At 71.4% G+C, this 18,190-nt stretch carries 22 protein-coding genes; 10 read left to right on the plus strand and 12 right to left on the minus strand.

What is annotated here, in order from left to right:
- The first annotated feature begins 139 nt into the window (after window positions 1–139).
- Window positions 140–724, plus strand: coding sequence for a DUF421 domain-containing protein (locus QSJ40_RS00235; RefSeq protein WP_285728320.1), 585 nt, complete (start codon window positions 140–142; stop codon window positions 722–724).
- 90 nt (window positions 725–814) lie between these two features.
- On the opposite strand, the gene QSJ40_RS00240 is transcribed toward QSJ40_RS00235, so the two are convergent.
- From QSJ40_RS00240 to QSJ40_RS00265, 6 genes are all read right to left on the minus strand, one after another.
- Window positions 815–2,416 carry an L-lactate permease gene (locus QSJ40_RS00240; RefSeq protein ID WP_058871916.1) on the minus strand — a complete coding sequence of 534 codons (1,602 nt, stop codon included), beginning with the start codon at window positions 2,414–2,416 and terminating at the stop codon, window positions 815–817.
- A gap of 145 nt (window positions 2,417–2,561) precedes the next feature.
- Window positions 2,562–3,512 (minus strand): L-lactate dehydrogenase, encoded by a 951-nt coding sequence (locus QSJ40_RS00245; protein WP_006213996.1) that lies wholly within the window; start codon window positions 3,510–3,512, stop codon window positions 2,562–2,564.
- A 164-nt stretch (window positions 3,513–3,676) separates the two neighbouring features.
- Window positions 3,677–5,077 (minus strand): dihydrolipoyl dehydrogenase family protein, encoded by a 1,401-nt coding sequence (locus tag QSJ40_RS00250; RefSeq protein WP_082331102.1) that lies wholly within the window; start codon window positions 5,075–5,077, stop codon window positions 3,677–3,679.
- Window positions 5,078–5,181: 104 nt separating this feature from the next.
- Window positions 5,182–5,877 (minus strand): hypothetical protein, encoded by a 696-nt coding sequence (locus QSJ40_RS00255; protein ID WP_206391197.1) that lies wholly within the window; start codon window positions 5,875–5,877, stop codon window positions 5,182–5,184.
- Entirely contained in the window at window positions 5,874–6,647 is a 774-nt protein-coding gene (locus QSJ40_RS00260) for a hypothetical protein (RefSeq protein WP_206391196.1), read from the minus strand. The genes QSJ40_RS00255 and QSJ40_RS00260 overlap by 4 nt, the downstream gene beginning before the upstream one ends.
- On the minus strand, window positions 6,640–7,125 hold the full coding sequence (locus QSJ40_RS00265) for an Lrp/AsnC family transcriptional regulator (protein WP_206391195.1): 486 nt from the start codon (window positions 7,123–7,125) through the stop codon (window positions 6,640–6,642). Before QSJ40_RS00265 ends, QSJ40_RS00260 begins: the two co-directional genes overlap by 8 nt.
- Window positions 7,126–7,332: 207 nt before the next feature.
- On the opposite strand from QSJ40_RS00265, the gene QSJ40_RS00270 reads away from it, so the two are divergent.
- Window positions 7,333–7,752, plus strand: a complete 420-nt coding sequence (locus tag QSJ40_RS00270) for a GNAT family N-acetyltransferase (protein WP_285728321.1) — start codon at window positions 7,333–7,335, stop codon at window positions 7,750–7,752.
- A 33-nt stretch (window positions 7,753–7,785) separates the two neighbouring features.
- Here QSJ40_RS00270 and QSJ40_RS00275 read toward each other — a convergent pair whose 3' ends face one another.
- The 4 genes from QSJ40_RS00275 to QSJ40_RS00290 form a co-directional block, all read right to left on the minus strand.
- Window positions 7,786–8,127 carry an SRPBCC family protein gene (locus tag QSJ40_RS00275; protein ID WP_281196863.1) on the minus strand — a complete coding sequence of 114 codons (342 nt, stop codon included), beginning with the start codon at window positions 8,125–8,127 and terminating at the stop codon, window positions 7,786–7,788.
- A gap of 66 nt (window positions 8,128–8,193) precedes the next feature.
- Window positions 8,194–8,547 carry a YciI family protein gene (locus QSJ40_RS00280; protein WP_006214006.1) on the minus strand — a complete coding sequence of 118 codons (354 nt, stop codon included), beginning with the start codon at window positions 8,545–8,547 and terminating at the stop codon, window positions 8,194–8,196.
- A gap of 68 nt (window positions 8,548–8,615) precedes the next feature.
- The gene (locus tag QSJ40_RS00285; protein ID WP_285728322.1) at window positions 8,616–9,218 is read right to left on the minus strand and encodes a dihydrofolate reductase family protein; all 603 of its coding nucleotides are present in this window, start codon (window positions 9,216–9,218) and stop codon (window positions 8,616–8,618) included.
- A 43-nt stretch (window positions 9,219–9,261) separates the two neighbouring features.
- On the minus strand, window positions 9,262–9,867 hold the full coding sequence (locus tag QSJ40_RS00290) for a LysE/ArgO family amino acid transporter (RefSeq protein WP_204782418.1): 606 nt from the start codon (window positions 9,865–9,867) through the stop codon (window positions 9,262–9,264).
- 72 nt (window positions 9,868–9,939) lie between these two features.
- On the opposite strand from QSJ40_RS00290, the gene QSJ40_RS00295 reads away from it, so the two are divergent.
- The 4 genes from QSJ40_RS00295 (at window position 9,940) to QSJ40_RS00310 (ending at window position 13,817) form a co-directional block, all read left to right on the plus strand.
- A complete protein-coding gene (locus QSJ40_RS00295; protein WP_058871926.1) occupies window positions 9,940–10,812 on the plus strand; it encodes an ArgP/LysG family DNA-binding transcriptional regulator in 873 nt (290 codons plus the stop codon).
- Window positions 10,813–10,888: 76 nt separating this feature from the next.
- A complete protein-coding gene (locus tag QSJ40_RS00300) occupies window positions 10,889–11,746 on the plus strand; it encodes a sulfurtransferase (protein WP_201023902.1) in 858 nt (285 codons plus the stop codon).
- Window positions 11,743–12,828 carry an alpha/beta hydrolase family protein gene (locus QSJ40_RS00305; protein ID WP_285728323.1) on the plus strand — a complete coding sequence of 362 codons (1,086 nt, stop codon included), beginning with the start codon at window positions 11,743–11,745 and terminating at the stop codon, window positions 12,826–12,828. Before QSJ40_RS00300 ends, QSJ40_RS00305 begins: the two co-directional genes overlap by 4 nt.
- Window positions 12,825–13,817 carry an alpha/beta hydrolase family protein gene (locus tag QSJ40_RS00310; protein ID WP_285728324.1) on the plus strand — a complete coding sequence of 331 codons (993 nt, stop codon included), beginning with the start codon at window positions 12,825–12,827 and terminating at the stop codon, window positions 13,815–13,817. The genes QSJ40_RS00305 and QSJ40_RS00310 overlap by 4 nt, the downstream gene beginning before the upstream one ends.
- A 3-nt stretch (window positions 13,818–13,820) precedes the next feature.
- On the opposite strand, the gene QSJ40_RS00315 is transcribed toward QSJ40_RS00310, so the two are convergent.
- Window positions 13,821–14,024, minus strand: a complete 204-nt coding sequence (locus QSJ40_RS00315; protein WP_285728325.1) for a hypothetical protein — start codon at window positions 14,022–14,024, stop codon at window positions 13,821–13,823.
- Window positions 14,025–14,375: 351 nt separating this feature from the next.
- Here QSJ40_RS00315 and QSJ40_RS00320 point away from each other — a divergent pair, with 351 nt between their 5' ends.
- Window positions 14,376–14,576, plus strand: a complete 201-nt coding sequence (locus QSJ40_RS00320) for a hypothetical protein (protein WP_053448070.1) — start codon at window positions 14,376–14,378, stop codon at window positions 14,574–14,576.
- Between the two features lie 71 nt (window positions 14,577–14,647).
- Window positions 14,648–16,099, plus strand: coding sequence for an MFS transporter (locus QSJ40_RS00325; RefSeq protein WP_285728326.1), 1,452 nt, complete (start codon window positions 14,648–14,650; stop codon window positions 16,097–16,099).
- A 14-nt stretch (window positions 16,100–16,113) separates the two neighbouring features.
- On the opposite strand, the gene QSJ40_RS00330 is transcribed toward QSJ40_RS00325, so the two are convergent.
- Window positions 16,114–16,482 carry an ArsR/SmtB family transcription factor gene (locus tag QSJ40_RS00330; protein ID WP_006214016.1) on the minus strand — a complete coding sequence of 123 codons (369 nt, stop codon included), beginning with the start codon at window positions 16,480–16,482 and terminating at the stop codon, window positions 16,114–16,116.
- 123 nt (window positions 16,483–16,605) lie between these two features.
- Here QSJ40_RS00330 and arsB point away from each other — a divergent pair, with 123 nt between their 5' ends.
- Both arsB and QSJ40_RS00340 read left to right on the plus strand, forming a co-directional pair.
- Window positions 16,606–17,664 (plus strand): ACR3 family arsenite efflux transporter, encoded by a 1,059-nt coding sequence (gene arsB, locus QSJ40_RS00335; protein WP_053448069.1) that lies wholly within the window; start codon window positions 16,606–16,608, stop codon window positions 17,662–17,664.
- Between the two features lie 25 nt (window positions 17,665–17,689).
- Window positions 17,690–18,124 (plus strand): arsenate-mycothiol transferase ArsC, encoded by a 435-nt coding sequence (locus QSJ40_RS00340; RefSeq protein ID WP_006214018.1) that lies wholly within the window; start codon window positions 17,690–17,692, stop codon window positions 18,122–18,124.
- Window positions 18,125–18,190: the final 66 nt, after the last annotated feature.

Consider the following 18,190-nt stretch of genomic DNA (forward strand, 5'->3'; position numbering starts at 1 on the left):
GTAGCAAACCCCCGCCGAGTGGATCCCCAGTTGCGCTGTTCGCCCGAACAGCGCAACTGGGGATCCACTCGGCGGGGTGAGGAGGGGATGGCGACGGAGGAGCGACGACGGTCGCACGCCATCGGCCAAGATGGAGGGCATGACACCACCGGGCGGCTGGACGCAGGCATTCATCGAGCATCTGGGGATCGAGCTGTGGCGCATCCCCGTGGTCGTGGCCTCGGCGATCGGGATCTACCTGATCTTCCTGCTGCTGGTCCGCGTGTTCGGCGTGCGGGTGCTCTCGGGCTGGACGGGGTTCGACGCCGTCGTGCTGATCATGCTCGGATCGGTGGCGGGACGCGTGATCATCGGCCACCCGCCCACGCTGGCGGCTGGTGCGATCGGGCTGCTCACGCTGCTGCTGCTGGAGGCGGCCTTCGGCGCGGTGCAGCAGGCCGCCGGCGTCCCCGGGCTGCGCACGCGGCCCCGGGTGATCATGGCCCACGGCCGGTTCGTGGACTCCGCCCTGCGGCGCACCCACCTCACCCCGCGCGAGGTCTACGGCGTGCTGCGCCATCGCGGGATCTCGCACCAGGACCAGGTCCAGTGCGTGATCCTGGAGTCCACCGGCGGCCTCAGCGTGATCCGCACGGGCGACCCGATCGGGCCGGGGATGCTCGACGGCGTGATCGGGTCGGAGCTGGTGCTCTCCGAGACGCCTCCCGGACCAGGAGCCCCCTGATCCGCGCTCCCACCTCGCCGAGTGGATCCCCAGTTGCGCTGTTCGCCCCGATAGCGCAACTGGGGATCCACTCGGCGGGAGGGGAAGGGGTCAGAGCAGGGCTGCCAGCGCGAAGCTCCACAGGCACATGAACCCCAGCATGCCCAAGCTGTAGCCGATGGAGCCGCGCAGGATCTCGGCCTCGCGCCCGGAGAGCCCCACGGCGCCGGCGGCGATGGCGATCGACTGCGGCGAGACGACCTTGGCCGTGGTGCCGCTGGCGGTGTTGGCGCCGACCAGGGTTGCTGGAGCCGCTCCGATGCCCTCCGCCGTGGCGAACTGCAGCGGCCCGAACAGGGTGTTGTTGTTGGTCACCGAGCCGGTGAGGAACACGCCGATCCAGCCGATGATCGGGGCGATCAGCGGGAAGATCGGGCCGACGGCGGCCAGCGCCTGCCCCATGGCCGTGGAGCCGCCGGAGTAGTTGGCCAGGTTGGCCAGCACCAGGATGACGGCGATCAGCGCGATCGCCGGGCCGAGCGAGGTCAGCGTGGTGCGCAGCTCCTCGAAAAGCGCCTTGGCGTCGACCTGCGGGGTGCTCAGGAAGCTCAGGATCACGGCGATCAGGATCGCGGTGCCGGTGGCGCCCAGGATCGAGAACGACCAGGTGGCCTCCACGACCGCACCGGAGGCGGCGATGACCTGGCCGGTGAGCCCCGGCATGGGCACCTGGAAGGTGGTGGCGCTGAGCGCGCCGGTCGAGAACAGCGCCTTCACCGCCGGGACGGACCAGATCAGCATGAGGATCGAGAGGATGTAGAAGGGGCTCCAGGCGACCAGGACGTCGCGGGCCGTCGTCCGGGTGCCGTCGGGCTCCGGGGCGCCCTCCGGACGGGAGATCCGCGACGGCTTCCAGATCCGCGACAGCCCCATGAGGGCCACCATGCCGACCAGTCCGGCCGCCAGGTCGGCGAGCTCGGGACCCACGAACCACAGCAGCCCGCCCTGAACCAGATTGAAGGCCAGCGACACCACGAGCGCTGCGGGCCAGGTCTCGCGCAGGCTGCGCAGCCCGCCGAGCATGAGGACCATGAGGAAGGGGACCAGGAAGGTCAGGGGCTGCAGCAGCAGCACCAGGGCTCGGGACAGCTCGTGGACCTCCAGCCCGGTGACCTGCGCACCCACGAGCACGGGGAGGCCGATGGCCCCGTAGGCGCCGGCGGCCACGTTGCCCACCAGGGACAGGACGGCGGCGCGCACCGGCTTGAAGCCCAGCTGCACGAGCAGCGCTGCGCAGATCGCGATCGGCACGCCGAAGCCGGCCACGCCCTCGAGAAAGCAGCCGAAGGCGAAGGAGATCAGCAGGACCTGGACGCGCTGGTCATCGGAGACGCCGGCGATCGAGGAGCGGATGACGTCGAACCGTCCTGAGCGCACGGTGATCCGGTAGAGCCACACGGCCATGACCACGATGTACGCGATCGGCCACAGGGCCGTGAGCAGCCCCAGCAGTCCCGCGCCGCCAGCGGCGGAGACGGGCATTCCGAACACGGCCACGGAGACGATGACCTGCAGGACGAGCGCGATGATCCCGGATGTCAGCCCGGAGAGCTTCAGCGCCATCATGCACAGCAGGAAGACGAGGATGGGCAGGGCGGCCACGATCGCAGACAGGGCGAGGCTGCCCAGTGGGTCGATGTTCTGGGTCCACATGGGAGAGGTCTTCCGGGTTGGAGGGAGGGCGCGATCGAGTGCGGGGGCGGTGGGCGTCGAACCCCCACCCCGCCGAGTGGATACTCAGTTGCGCTGTTCGCTCGGATAGCGCAACTGGGTATCCACTCGGCGACGGGGGTGCGGCTCAGCCGGCGCTGAGGCCGTCGACGACCTCGCGCAGCGTCTCGGCGGAGTCCTGCAGCTTGGTCAGCTCGTCGTCGGAGAACGGGGTCTCGCGGATGGGGAAGGCGCCGTCCTCGCCGACGATGCACGGCACCGACAAGGCGACGCCGTCGATCCCCTGGAAGTCGGAGAGCACCGGGGCCACGTTGAGCACGGCGTTCTGCGCCCCGAGCACGGCCTCGACGATGCGCGCGCTCGACAGCCCGATCGCGTAGTTGGTGGCGCCCTTGCCCTGGATGACCTTGTAGGCCGCGCCCCGGACCTCGTCGGTCAGGGCGTCGAGGGATTCGCGGGTGAAGACTTTCTGCCCGTCGCGGGTCCACTCCAGGATCGGCACGGTGCCGATCGAGGCAGTGGACCACAGGGCGAACTCGGAGTCGCCGTGCTCGCCGACGATGTGCGCGTGCACGCTCGTGCGCGACACATCGGCCCGGTCCGCCAGCAGCCACCGCAGTCGGGAGGTGTCCAGCGTGGTGCCGGAGGAGAAGACCTGGTTGGCCGGCAGACCGGAGAACTCCTGGGCGACCATGGCCATGGGATCGCACGGGTTGGTGACGATGACGTAGACGGCCTCCGGGGCCACCGACAGCAGCTGCTCCATCAGGGTGCGGGTGATCCGGGCGTTGGTGTCGGCGAGCTCGCGGCGGGACTGCCCCGGCTTCTGCTTGGCGCCGGCGGTGATGACGACGATGTCCGAGTCGCGAGCGACCTCGATATCGCTGCTGCCGACGATGTCGGTTCCGCCGGTGAACTGGCTGCCGTGGGCGAGGTCGAGCACCTCGGCCTCGGTCTTCTCAGCGGCGATGTCGTAGAGGGCGATGTGGCGGGCGGATCCGCGGATCATGGCGGCGTAGGCCACGCTCGATCCGACGGCTCCGGCTCCGACGACGGTGAGTTTCGAGTTCCTGTTCATGCCTTCACGCTACGAGGAGGGCATGTCGTTTCGTGTGGGGTTGTCGTGGTTTTCTGTCAGCTGTGCGGAGGGATTATGTCCCGTTCACGTCTCAATCGCGCATGAACCCACACTGCGCCCCGCTCCCACTCGGCGAGGAGGGGGCGGGGTGGGCGGGGCTGGGGTCAGCGGAGGTCGCGGGGGAGCTGCTCCAGCAGACGCAGCCACAGCTCCGAGACCGTGGGATAGGCCGGGACGGCATGGCGCAGCAGGGACACCGGAACCCGGCCCACGATCGCGATCGTGGCAGCGTGCAGCAGCTCGGCGGCCTCCGGGCCCACGAACGACGCGCCCACCACGACTCCCGCGCCGCGGTCGACCACGAGCTGGGCGGTGCCGTCGACGTCGTCGCGCAGCAGCGCCGATCCGGCCGCGGATCCGTATGGCACCTGCGCGACCACGACATCGAGACCGCTCTCGCGGGCCTGCGCCTCGGTGCATCCCACGGCGGCGACCTGCGGGTCGGTGAAGACCACCTGCGGCACGGGGATGTCTTGGGGCTCGGGCGTCTCGGCGGGCGCCGTCCCGGCCTCAGCGGCCAGGCGGGAGCCGAGCACACGGGCGTCGTGCTTGCCGGTGTGGGTGAGCATGGCGGCGCCGGAGGCATCGCCCACGCTGTGGAGCCACGACGGCAGGCGCCCTTCGAGCACGTCCTCGGCGCTCAGGCCCACGGCCTCGAGCCCCACGGCATCCAGCGCCGGTCGGCGCCCGGTGGCCAGGAGCAGCTCGTCAACCTCGAGCTCGTCGTCGCCCAGCGACAGCGAGACCGGGCCGCCATGGATCCTGCCCAGGCCGGTGTCGCGGAGGTCGGGCCGGGAGGCCGAGGAGACGGAGGCCCCGAAGCGGATCTCGACACCGGCGCGGCGCAGCCCCTCGGCCACGTGCTCGCCGGCGAACGGCTCCATGCCGCCCAGCAGCGTCTCACCGCGGACCAGCATGGTGACTTGCGAGCCGAGCCCCGCCATCCAGGCGGCGGCCTCGCAGGCGACCACACCGCCGCCCACGATCGCCAGGCGCTGCGGGATCTCGCGGACGCCGGTCGCATCGCGCGAGGTCCAAGCACCGAGCCCGTCGTAGATCGACGGGATCGACGCGGTGCTGCCGGTGGCGATCACCACGGCGCGCTCGGCGTGCAGGGTCTGCTCGCTGCCGTCGTCGGCCCGCACGCGCACCGTACGCTCGCCGCTCAGCTCGCCGTGACCGCGCACGACGGCCGCCCCGGCGCCTTCGGCCCAGGAGACCTGGCCGGCGTCGTCGTAGTGGGAGACGAAGCTGTCGCGGCGAGCCAGCATCGCGTCCGCGTCCGTGTGCGCGCCGGTCACCCCGGGCAGGTGCTGCGCGGCGGCCACGACTTCGAGCGGGCGCAGCAGTGCCTTCGAGGGCATGCAGGCGTAGTAGGAGCACTCGCCGCCCATCAGCTCGTGCTCCACGATCGCCGCGGACAGCCCGCCCTCGATCGCGTACTGGGCCACGTTCTCGCCCACGGATCCGCCGCCGACCACGACGACGTCGACACTTCGCTGCATCTCAGACATGCCTCCTACGCTACGCCCGCCACACCCCGCCGAGTGGATACCCAATTGCGCTATCGGGGCGAACAATGCAACTGGGTGTCCACTCGGCGGAGGTGTCAGGCGGTGGTGAGCTGCCGCTCCCCGTGGAAGCTCAGGTGCACCCAATGGTGGTCGTCCACGGGGCCGTCGTCCTTCATCCTGCGGCCGACGACGCCAGCGTCCATCAGTGATTCCAGGCGCGGGCCGAGCTCTTCGGGTGGGATCGAGAGGTCCACCGAGAGGGCGTCGACGCGCATCATCTGGGTGCGGGACAGCAGATCGCACAGAACGTCGGCGGGGGTCCCTCGGGGATCCGCACGGAGTGAGGATGCAGGCCCAGGGGACTGGGCGATGTGCTGAGATCGCGCGGCAAGCCATCGGCGGCCGGTGATCAGAAGTCCGAAGGCAACCGCGAAGGCCAGCGCGCCCCGGCTCCACGCCGGCCACTCCTGCGGGTCGAAGACCACCCCCGAGACGAAAATGGCGACAGCGGCTGTCAGCCAGATCGCGGCGATCCCCCAGCCCAGCCGGCCATTCATGCCGAAGCGCTGGTGCGCCACCGCGCCGTCGCGGCGATGACGGAGGAACTGGCCCAGGCCTCCTGCGATCAGGGCGACGGTGGATGCTGCCACCATGAGCCATGGGGAACCCGCCCAGTTCGCCAGGAGATACCAGAACCCCGCCAGGGTGAAGACAAGGAAGTCGAACCGCCCCGGCATGAGCCGCTGTCCGAGCCGTTGCGCGGGAGACGGGTTGGGCTGAGCGGTGGTCATTCTGCTCCTCTCTGGATGGCTGCCAGGTGCGCCTCCAGCACTGTCTGGCCGCGGCCCATGGAACTCGCCCAGAGACGGTCGGGGCCGTCGACGATCTTCCTCCGGAGCGTGACCAGCCCCTGACCAGCCAGGTCCTCGACAACGGCCTCTGCGCGGTCACGGTCCAGCTCCAGGTCGGCGGCCAGCTGCGTCACTCGCATCTTCCGTGTGGGGTGAAGGATCACCATGGCCCGCAGGACAAGCGGGTCACGAAGTGCCGGATGCAGTTCGGGTCGTCTGGCCAGGGAGGCCCACCGCCGACCGGCACTGGGCATCGAGGTGGCCAGCATCCGCTGGGTGAGCAGCTCGAGAATTCCGACGACAGTCACGGTGAGGAGTGCCAGCGCGAAGGATGTGCCCAGCGGGCGGCCTTCCGGCACGCTCCAGATGGCCCAGATGATCCAGATCAGCGCGAGGGACTTCGACACAAGGAGCGAGACGGAGGCCGGGCCATACGCGGGGTAGCGGTGTTCGGCCCCCACCAGAGCAGGGCGCATGCGTCCGAAGATGATCAGGATGCTGATGCAGACCAAGATCAGCCATCCCCAGGCAACGGAGCTGAGTATGGCGGTGAGTGCGACCAGGAGCAGAGCGGCCTCGGGCAAGCTGGCCCACCAGCGAGGATGCAACCGCCGTTGCGCCTGCTCCAGGGCGACGTCGACGTCAGCCCACGAGCTCTCCCGCGGAGCTGTCAACGCATCTCCTGCGGCGGATGGCGTGTGCTCACGCATGGGAGTCCTGCCTCATGGCCGCCAGCTGGCCGGCCAGCGCGGATTCGCCCACAGGGGTGCTCCGATACCAGCGGCTCTCCTCCCAGCGGCTCTCGAGGAACCGCCGGTAGCCCTTGATCAGACCGAAGTCCTCGAGCTCCCGGAGCCGTTCGAGGGCCTCGTCCGCGCTGATCCCGAGGTCATCACACAAGGCCGAGCCCCGGGCCTCCTGGGAGGCGCCCTGGGCCGCCCTGAGCTGCAGGGTGCGCGGATCGTCCAGCGGAGGTGCGGCCTCGGCGTGGCCGGGAGCGGCGCCCAGGTCGGCCCACATGCGCGACATGTTGCGGTGATAGCTGCGGTCGGCGACCTTCAGCGTGAGGACGAGCATGACGGCCAGCCCGCGATCACGAGCATGGTGGTCAGTGTCGAGTCCTTCGGGCAGACGGTGCCACCAGACCGGACGGAATCGCCGCTGCACGGCGCGCAGCGCATTCGTCACCCGGTCCGCCGTCGGAGTCGCAGGAAGTGTCTCCATAGCCCCACCGTGCCCAGATGAGCAGTGCACTTTCGAGTCCCGCGATGTGATCGTGATCAAACCGAAACACTCCTGCATCCACCCCCACCACCGAGTGGATACCCAGTTGCGCTATCCGCCCGAATAGCGCAACTGAGTATCCACTCGGCGTGGGAGGGGGAGGATGGGGGGATGGAGATTCCGGACGGGTATGAGCTGCACATGGCCGCGCCGTCGGCGGAGGACTTCGCGATGCTGCGGCGGGAGGCGGGGCTCTCGCCGGTCACTCCCGAGCAGGCGTCGATCGCGGTCGCAGGCGGCTGGGCCGCCGCTCATGTCACGCAGGAGGGAGCGGCCGTGGGCATGGGCCGCCTGATCGGCGACGGCGGCTGGATGTTCCAGGTGACGGACATGGCCGTGCACCCGCAGCATCAGCGGCAGGGCCTGGGCGATGCGATCCTGACCCGGCTGCTCCAGGAGATCGCCGATCGCGCACCAGCCGGCGCATACGTCTCCCTCATGGCCGATCCTCCGGGCCGGAGGCTGTACGCGCGTCACGGGTTCCAGGACCGGCACGACGTCTCCGCCGGAATGTTCTGTCGGATGCCCTGAGGGCCACGCGGGGTCGAGCCCTCAGGCAGAATCTCAGCCCTCCAGCAGCTCCCGCAGCCGCTCGAGATCCGCGCGCACCATGGCGACGTCCCGCGCGTGGTCGTCCGCCGAGGCGCCGGCAGCGGGCTCCACCAGGAACACGAGCTCGGTTCCGCCGGCGCAGGACGAAGCCCGGAACCGGTTCAGCGTGGTCGATCCGTCCGGCAGGGTGACCTCGTGATCGAGCACGCCGGGGTCGTCTCCGCCGGTGAAGCGCGCCAGGGCGCGGCCCATGGGGGACTCGGTGACCCACACCCCGGGCTGCTCGCTCGGTGTGACCTCTGCCCCGGTCAGGCCGGCGGCCCATTCGGGCAGCCGGCGCGGGTCTGCGGCCACGGCGGCGACCGCCGCGAGCGGTCGATCGACGACGACGCAGACCCGCGCCGGCTCAGCGGACAGGGCTCAGCCCTCGCCCTGCATCTTGCGCACCTCGACGGCGCCCTGACAGGCGGCGGAGGCCTGCGCCCCCAGATTCAGCGCCTCGTCCAGGTCGGCCGCCTCGAGGATCCAGAAGCCGCCCAGCTGGATCTCCGCACCGGAGGCCGTCTCCTGCGCCACGAGGGCTTCGCCGCTGGTGGCATCCACCAGGCGGGCGTCGGAGGCGGGCTGCTCGAGGGCGCCCACGAAGACGATGCGCTGCTCTGCGGCCATCTTCTCGTTGAAGGCCATGACGTCCGTGTGCAGCTGCTCGATGGAGACGCCCTCGGGCATCTGGAAGTCATCGGAGTGGTTCACGGAGATGAAGAACTGGGGCACGGCGGGTCCTCTCGACAGGGGTGCGGAGCACCGCTGCGGTGATCCGGGGCCACGATACGGCGAGCAGCTCAGCCCGACGAGACCTCCCGCACGACGTCGTACCGTGTGCTCACCATCCCGCCGTCCAGCACCCTGCTGCCGCGCAGCCGCAGCGGGAGATCGTGCTCGAGCGCCCCGAACAGGGCGATGCCGCCGCCGATCAGCCGGGGCACCGTGGTCACCACGAGCTCATCCACCAGGTCGGCGCGCAGAGCCGCCTGGATCGTGGCGCCGCCGTCCCAGTAGACGCCGCGGGCGCCGCGGGACTCCAGCAGTGCGACGGCGGCGGACATGTCCGGTGCGACGAGCGCGCCGTGGGGCTGCGGGCCGGTCAGTGTGGAGCTGAGCACGATGACCTGGACGGGGTCGTAGGGCCAGAAGCCGATCTCCAGGACCTTCTGGAACGTGGCACGGCCCATCACCAGGTGGTCCACGCGCGCCAGCAGGGCCTCGAAGTCCGGGACGGCCTCGGCGCCCGAGCCGGAGGGCGCTGCCTGCCCGGCAGGAACCGGCGCCTCCAGCCAGCCGATGTCCCCGTCGGTCCGCGCGATGAAGCCGTCCAGGCTCACCCCGCAGAAGACGGTGCCGCTCCAGCCGCGGCCGGGCCCGGGAGCCGGTGCGTGCGTGTCCATGTCAGCAGGATGCGCCGAGGATCCGACAGCACAAGCCCGCTTCTCACCCCGCCACGACCAGCCGCAGCGCGACCAGCAGCATGACCACGCCCACCCCGATGTCCACGGCGCGCCAGGTCCCGGGGCGGTTCAGCGGCTTGGCCAGCGCCCGCGCCCCCAGCCCGAGCGCGGGGAACCACAGCACCGACCCGGTGATCGCGCCCAGCGTGTAGGTCCAGCGCTGGTCCCCGTGCTGATTGGCCAGGTTGCCGAGCATCACCATGGTGTCCAGGTAGACGTGCGGGTTGAGGAAGGTCAGCGCCAGGGTGGTCAGGGCGACCCTGCGCAGCGACCCGCCGGGGCCCACCGCGTCGTCGGCTGTGAGGGAATGAGAAGACAGGGCCGAGCGGAACGACCCGATCGCGAACCAGACCAGGTATGCCACCCCGCCCCAGCGCAGCGCGGTGAGCAACCACGGAGCCCGCTCCACGACCGAGCCGATGCCCAGCGTGCCCACCGTGATCAGCAAGGCGTCGGCCGCCGTGCAGATGGCCACGACCACCAGCACGTGCTCCCGGCGGATGCCCTGCCGCAGCACGAATGCGTTCTGGGCGCCGATGGCCACGATCAGGGCCAGGCCGGTGAGCATGCCGGTGAAGTAGATGTCCATGGCCAGGAAACCTACGGTGCAGCTACCCTTCAGGCCAGCGAAAGATCCTGAACACAGATAAGAGATTCAAAAGTGGACATCGAGCAGCTGCGCACCCTGGTGGCGGCCGTGGACGAGGGCGCCTTCGACCGCGCTGCCGCCCGGCTGCAGATCTCCCCGCCGGCGGTCAGCCAGCGGATCAAGGCCCTGGAGTCTCAGACGGGCCGCGTGCTGCTGCGCCGCAGCGCGCCCGTGCGCCCCACCGAGCCCGGGGAGGCCGTGCTGCGGATGGCCCGGCAGGTGTTGTCCCTGCACGACGCCGCCCGGGTCGAGCTCGGCATGGATCAGGCCGAGTCCACGCCGCTGGACGTAGCGGTCAACGCGGACTCGCTGGCCACCTGGTTCCGCCCTGTCCTGGCGGAGTTGGCCGCACCCGGCACCGGGATCAGCGTGCGACTGCGCGCCGAGGACCAGGACCACTCCCGCCGGCTCCTGCTGGCCGGTGAGGTGGCGGCGGCGATCACCACGTCCTCGGCTCCGGTCACCGGCTGCCGCACGATCCCCCTGGGCGCCATGGTCTACGAACCCCGCGCGGTGGCCTGGCTGCTGGAGCACGCGGGACCGCAGCCTGACCTCGCCCGTCTCCCCGTGGTGGTCTACGACGACAAGGACGACCTCCAGTCCGCGGCGCTGCACCGGGCCGGCATCACGGGCCGCCCGCCCGAGCACCGGGTGCCCTCGGCGGAGGCCTTCGTGCGAGCGATCGCCGACGGCATCGGATGGGGCATGGTGCCGCGGCTCCAGCTGCCGGGGGCGCCCTTCGCCGCCGCCGACACCCCGCTGCTGCCCGTTCCCGGCCTCCACCCGGAGGCGGTGAGCCTGCACCTGCAGCGCTGGTCCACGGCGCTTCCGGCCCTGGCTCAGCTGGAGGACGCCGTGCGCCGCGGCGCGCGGGCGCTGCTGTAGTCCCTTTCGGGTCGATCCGCCTCCAGTGCGGCCTGCGCCGCTGTGCTGGACGGGCGGGAGTGCGAAGATGCCGGACATGGACACCGCGCGCTCCGAGCATCTCCCGCAGGGCCCCGTCGTCGACGCCGACTGGCTGGCCGATCACCTGGACGACGTCGTGGTCATCGACGCCTCGATCATGGGTGAGCGCGGTGCCGCCACCGGTATCCCGGGTGCGCGTCGCTTCGATCTGGACGGCCCGCTGTCCGATCAGGAGGCCGACATCCCGCACACCATGCTCGGCGCCGACGACTTCGCGCAGCGCCTGGGCGAGCTGGGGATCGGGGACGAGACCGTGGTGGTCGCCTACGACCGCCAGGGCCTGTTCTCCTCGGCTCGCGCCTGGTGGATGCTGCGCGCCGCCGGGGTCGGCACGCCCTACGTGCTCGACGGCGGCCTGCCCGCCTGGATCGCCTCGGGCCGCCCGGAGGGTCCTCTCGACGACAGCCCCGAACCCGTCGCCGCTCCGCGCGTGCAGCTGGATCCGCGCGCCTTCACGGATGCCGACGACGTCGCCCGTCGCCTGGCCGAGCGCGACGGCGCCGTGGCCGACGCCCGCTCCGCCGAGCGCTTCGCCGGCACCGCCCCCGAGCCGCGTCCCGGGCTGCGCGCCGGTCACATGCCCGGCGCCGTGAGCCTGCCGTTCAGCGACCTGGCCCCCGGCGGGCACCTGCTGCCGCCCGCCGAGCTGGACGACCTGCTTCAGCAGCGCCTGGGCGGGAGAGGCCCCGTGGCCTTCAGCTGCGGCTCGGGCGTCTCCGCCTGCGTCGGGGCGCTCGCGGCCGTGGCCGCCGGGTGGGAGGACCGCGACCTCACGATCTACGACGGCTCCTGGTCCGAGTGGGGGCGCGAGACCGAGGACCTCGCCCTGCGTCCCGTGGTCCGCGGGTCGTGAACGGCGCGCAGCAGCCGCGCCCCGAACCGGGATCCAGGCGAGAGGCGCGCGAGCTGGCAGCAGAGCAGGAGCGCCGTCGGCTCCAGGAGCGCGCCGAGAGGGCCGCAGCGCCGGGGGCGATCCGACGTCGCCGCCTGCTGCAGGCTGCTGGAGGTCTGGCCCTGGCCATCGGCGTGGGGGCGAGCGTCGCCACGCCCGTGGGCCAGCAGCGCGCGCAGCAGTGGCGGGACCCCGCGGATCGCGAGCCCGCGGGCAGGCCCGTGGACCGCGGCCGCCACACCTGGGGCGCGGATGACGAGCGCCAGACCGGCTGGCTGCTCGTGCCCGACCCGGAGGCCTGGGGCGACGGGTCCTCGCGCCCCACTCATCCCGTGGTCGTGATGCTGCACGGCGGCTCCTGGAACGACGCCTCCGACCCCTCGTATATGGCCGATCTGGCATGGGACTTGGCGGGCTGGGGCGTGGCCGTGTGGGTGCCCACCTACCGCGGGATCGACGGCAGCGACGGCCCCGGCGGCTGGCCGGAGACCTTCGATGATGTCTCGGATGCCGTCGACTACGTGGCCGAGCTCGGCGAGCCGGGGGAGTTCACCCCGGATCTGGAACAGGTCCACCTGCTGGGCCACAGCGCCGGCGGGCATCTGGCGGCGTGGGCGCTGGGGCGCGACCTGCTCCCGGAGGGCGCCCCCGGAAGCGACTGCCGTGTCATCGCCCACTCGGCGACGGCGATGGCCGGGGTCTACGACCTCGAGCTCGCCGAGCGCTCGCAGCGAGGCTGGCTGGTGCGCTCCCTGCTCAGCGGCGCCGACCCGGACGAGGATCCCGAGCGCTACGAGATGGCCTCCCCGATCGACCAGCTGCCCCTGGACCGGGCCGTCAACGTCCTGCACGGGCGCAACGACGCCACCATTCCCGAGTCCACGACCCGCAGCTACGTGCAGCGCCACGAGGAGACCGGCAACTCCGGGCGGATCGTGATCCTGGACTACGCCGATCACGACGCGTGGGCCGACGTCCACGGCGAGCCCTGGTTCCGGGCGCGCCAGGCCCTGCTCGAGCAGATCCCGCTCGGCGCCGCGTGAGCGCCCGGATCCCGCGGCGGGTGCTGCTGCGCGGTGCCGGCCTCACGGTCCTGGCCGGTGCCGGTCTGGCAGCGAGCACTCCAGTGCGACCTGGGCAGGCACAGTCGCTCGTGGTCGCCGGGCGCTCCCGGGCCGGCGGCTGGGACGACGTCGGCGTGATCGTCTGGGGCTCCCAGGATCGGGGCCAGTACGGGCATCTCGTGCTGCCGCAGCGCGGATCGTGGGGTCGGGAGCGGCTGCCCGTGATCGTCTTCTTCCACGGCGGCGGCTGGCGGGAGACGTCGAGCTGGGACTACGTTCTGGGCGCGGCCCGCGACCTGGCGCGCTACGGCGTGGCGGTGTGGCTGCCGGCCTATCGCGGGACGCCGTCCCCGGGCGGGTGGCCGGGGACGTTCGCGGATGCGCTGACCGGTGTGCAGGCGGTGGCCCGCCTCAGCGAGCACGCTCCCTTCACCCCGGATCCGCAGCGGATCCACCTGGTCGGGCACAGCGCCGGCGGGCACCTGGCGGTCTGGGCGGCAGGGGCAGTGTCCGGGGCCCTGGGGGCGGCTGCGGCGACCGGCGACGACGGCCCCGCAGAGCTGCTCGCCTCCCTGGCCGCGCAGAGCGAGGTCTCCGTGGCTAGCGCGATCTCTCTGGCCGGCGTGCTGGATCCGGTGCGCGCCGTGGAGGAGGACCAGGATCAGTTCGTGGTGGACCTGCTGGGCGGGACGCCCCAGGAGCAGCCCGAGCGCTACGCGCTGGCCTCGCCGCTGGAGCAGCTGCCCACGGGCTTCCCCGTGCATGTGGTGCACGGGATCGATGATCGGACGGTTCCTGTGCAGACCGTCGAGCCGTACCTGGAGCGGCTGCGCTCGCAGGGGCAGGCCGGGCGGATCGAGCTGGTGCGGGGCGCGCAGCACAACGACCTGATCCAGGTCAGCGATCCCGCCTGGCCGGTGACGCGGGAAGTCTGCCTGGCGGCGGTGGGGGCGCCCGACGGACGCTGAGACTCAGCCGCGCTGCGCCATCTCCTCAAGGTGCGCCAGGTGATGCAGGATCGCCTGCTCGCCCTGGAAGCTCAAATGCACCCGCTGTCCGGAACAAGGACGCTCGGAACCGGGCCGCTTGTCCTCCCGGACGACGGCCAGCCGGCTGTCCAGCAGGGCCAGCGCGGTCTCGAAGCGCGCCGGGTCCAGGCGCGCATCCCGAGCCACAGGGCCAGGTCGAACACCACCGCCAGCCCGATCTGGGGCAGCAAGCCTGCACCGGAGTCGGCCAGGATGTCGGAGAGAATCTGAGCGACGAACAGCCCGCCGAAGGGACCCAGTAACCCCAGGCAACCGGTCTGGCCGGACCACTGTTCGCGATTGAGCTCGAAACAGGCGGATCTGCCGCGATACCGCCAGGCGGCCAGAAGAGCGACAGCCGCACCAAGGGCGAGGAGACCGGCGCCGAGCGCCCAGCGGCCTGCGATCCCGAGTCTGCTGCCCAACCACATCAGCGTCAGGGTGAGGCCTTCGGCCGCGCCGCGGTGGTAGTTCGTGTGCGAAAGTATGGAAGGTTAGGTGAGTCCCGGCATGGATGCCTTGGGTATTGCTCTGTTCGGCATCGGCTGTCTTTCGATAGTCGTCGCATATCTGTTCCAGAAGCACGTCATCAACAAGGGGATCGCGCGTGGCGGCCCGCGGATCATGCTCCCCATGGGCGTGATGGGCGCCCTGCTCGCTGTGGTGGGGCTCGTCCTCGTGATCCGCGGGCTGCTGTAGCGCCAAGCCGGCCCAGGCTGCCCAAGCGCAGCCCGGTCGGCCCCTGATCGCCAGCATCTAGACTTCCCGCGATGACCCCGAACGACCAGCCGCCGCAGCCCACGCCTGAGCCCGAACCGAGCCAGGGCGGGCGTCGTCGGCTGGCGGGAGCCTCCCGGGCCGCGCGGCGGGCCGTGGCCCCCTTCAGCTATGCGGGCTACCCGCGGCTGGCCGCGGCCATGCTCGCCGTGGTGCTTGCGCAGGGCACCTGGGCGCTGACCATCGTCTTCCAGGTCATGGCCCAGGGCGGCTCCCCGGTCGAGCTCTCCGTGGTCTCGGCCACCGGCGCGGTGGGCGTGGTGATGTTCGCGCTGATCGGCGGGGTCGTGGCCGACCGCTTCCCGCCGCACCTGGTCCTGCGCGGCGTGCTGCTCTCCTCCACGCTCGTCACCGCCGTCACCGCGATCCTCAGCGCCACGGGGATGCTGAGCGTGGGGCTGCTGGCGGCGGCGTCGTTCCTGGTCTTCGCGGGCGTAGGGATCTTCTACCCGTCCTACTCCGCCTCGCTGCCGCGGCTGCTGCCGGCCGAGGCGCTGCTGGCGGCCAACGGGCTGGAGGGCTCCGCGCGGCCCCTGCTGCAGACGGCCGCAGGGCCCGCGCTGGCCGGGCTGCTGGCCGCGGCGCTCTCGCCGACCGCAGGCTTCGCCATGGTCGCCCTCTGCTACGCGGTCGCCGTGGCGATCATCCTGGGCCTGCGCGTGCCCGAGCTGGCCCCGGACCCGGTCACGGGCCAGCTCCCGCAGCTGCCGTCAGCGGCCCCGCTGGTCACCGGGGCCCAGGCTCACCGGCAGGACGGCGACGACGAGCCCGTCACCCTCTTCCCGCCCGACCCCGCCTCGGCCCCGTCGGGCGGGCTGCGCTCCATGCTCGCCGACATGATGGACGGCGTCTCCTACGTCCGGCGCACCGCGTGGCTGATGGGCACCCTGATCTTCGCGGTGATCACCGTGTTCTGCTTCATCGGCCCGCTCGAAGTGCTGCTGCCGTTCGTGGTGCGCGACTCCTTCGGCGGCGGGGCTGCGGAAGTCGGTCTGCTGCTGGGCGTCACGGGCGCGGCCTCGGCAGTGGGTGCGCTGGTGATCTCCGGGATGCCCCTGCCGCGGCGGTACTTGACCTGGATCATGGTGGCCTGGGGCTTCGGCACGCTGCCGCTGCTCTTCGTGGGCTTCACCGAGTCCTGGGCAGTGCTGGTCGCGATCATGATCGTGGTGGGAGCCACCGACGGCATCGGCCAGGTGCTGTGGGGGACCCTGCTGCAGCGCCGCGTGCCGGCACGGATGCTCGGACGCGTCTCCAGCCTGGACTTCTTCGTCTCGCTGCTGCTCATGCCGGTGTCCATGGCCGTCGTGGGGCCGCTGTCCACGGTGGTTCCCGTGGAGGCCATCTTCGCCGCCGCAGCGATCGTGCCGGCGGTGATGGCTGTCGTCGTGTGGCTGGCCTTCCGCATGGCGCGCGAGGAGGCCGCGCACCCGCTGAAGGATTGAGCCGCGCGGGTCGCTCAGCGCAGGTCGAGCACCTGGCGCAGCCGCGCGAAGGCCTCCGGCACCACGCTGTAGTGCGCCCAGCGGCCCCGCTGTTCCCGGACGATCAGGCCGGCTTCCACGAGGCGCTTCATGTGATGGCTCACCGTAGGCTGGCTGATCCCCAGTGGCTCCGTGAGATCGCAGGCGCATACGGACTCGCAGCCCTGCGCGGCCACGTGGGAGAGCAGTCGAAGGCGCATGGGATCGCCCAGTGCCTTGAACATGGAAGCGGAGCGCTCGGCGTCCGCGGAGCTCAGCGGCCCGGCGGACAGCGAGCAGCACTCCTGGCCGGATGCCATGGCCTGTGTGCCCTCTGTGCTCTGCTCGCGTGCGATGGCGCTCATGCCCTTACAATACATTGACGAACGCCGATATGAAGACGTAGCCTCCCATCGACATCCATCGATCTGAGAGGCCTGCGCTCCTTGGCTGCTGACGCTGCGACGACCGCCCCCGACCAGCCCGTCATGCAGGCCATGTCCTTCACCGATCGCTGGCTGCCGGTGTGGATCCTGCTGGCCATGGCGCTGGGTCTGGCCCTGGGGCGGCTGATCCCGGGTCTGGACACCGCGCTCGAGTCCGTCTCGATTGCAGGCGTCTCCCTGCCGATCGCGGTGGGGCTGCTCGTGATGATGTACCCGGTGCTTGCCAAGGTCCGCTACGACGAGACCCGCCGCATCGCCGCCGACCCCCGGCTGATGGGGACGTCGCTGGTGCTGAACTGGGTCGTGGGCCCGGCGCTGATGTTCGCCCTGGCCTGGCTGCTGCTGCCCGACCTTCCCGAGTACCGCACGGGGCTGATCATTGTGGGGCTGGCGCGCTGCATCGCCATGGTGCTGATCTGGAACGACCTGGCCTGCGGCGACCGCGAGGCCGCTGCGGTTCTGGTGGCGATCAACTCCGTCTTCCAGGTCATCGCCTTCGGCGCGCTGGGCTGGTTCTACCTGCAGGTCCTGCCCTCCTGGCTAGGCCTGGCGACGACCTCCGTGGAGTTCTCGGTCGGGGCGATCGTGCTCAGCGTGCTCGTCTTCCTGGGCATCCCGCTGCTCGCCGGCTTCCTCACGCGCGTGCTGGGGGAGCGGGCCAAGGGGCGGCAGTGGTACGAGGAGTCGTTCCTGCCGCGCCTGGGCCCCTGGGCGCTGCGCGGGCTGCTGTTCACCATCGTGCTGCTGTTCGCGCTGCAGGGTCAGGCGATCACTTCCAGCCCGTGGGACGTCGCGCGGATCGCGCTGCCGCTGCTGGCCTACTTCGTGGTCATGTTCGCCCTGGCGCTGCTGGCCTCCCGGGCCGCGGGCTTGGACTACGCCCACTCGACGACGGTGGCCTTCACCGCCGCCGGCAACAACTTCGAGCTGGCCATCGCCGTGTCGATCGGCACGTTCGGCGTGACCTCGGGCCAGGCGCTGGCGGGAGTGGTCGGCCCGCTGATCGAGGTGCCCGTGCTGGTGGGCCTCGTCTACGTCAGCCTCTGGGCAGGGCGCAGGCTCTTCCCCGGGGACCCCACCGTGCCGGCCTTCCGCGCCTGAACCGACCCACCCCCAGGAGATTCCGATGAACGACGACACCCGTCCCGAGATCCTCTTCGTCTGCGTCCGCAACGGCGGCAAGTCCCAGATGGCCGCAGCGCTGATGGACCACCGAGCCCAGGGCGCCGTCCGCGTCAGCTCGGCAGGCACCGAGCCCGGCAGCAAGCTCAACGCGCAGTCCGTGGAGGCCGTCGCCGAGCTCGGCGCGGACATGTCCCAGGGGCAGCCCAGCTCCATCGATCCGGACCTGCTGCGCCGCGCCGATCGTGTGGTGGTGCTGGGTACCGAGGCCCGGCTCGACACCGAGATCCCGCTCGATGGCCGCCTGGAGACCTGGGAGACCGACGAGCCGTCCGCGCGCGGGATCGAGGGCATGGAGCGCATGCGCCTGATCCGCGACGACATCGACGCCCGCGTCCAGCGCCTGCTCCAGGAGCTCACCGCAGCCTCCGAGAGCTGAGTTGCTGAGACGGGGCGTGCGGCCGCCGTCGTCCTTCGCGTTCCCGCATGACGAGGGCCCAACGCC

The sequence above is a fragment of the Kocuria sp. NBRC 114282 genome (assembly GCF_030268385.1).
In the GTDB taxonomy this organism is placed as follows: domain Bacteria; phylum Actinomycetota; class Actinomycetes; order Actinomycetales; family Micrococcaceae; genus Kocuria; species Kocuria palustris.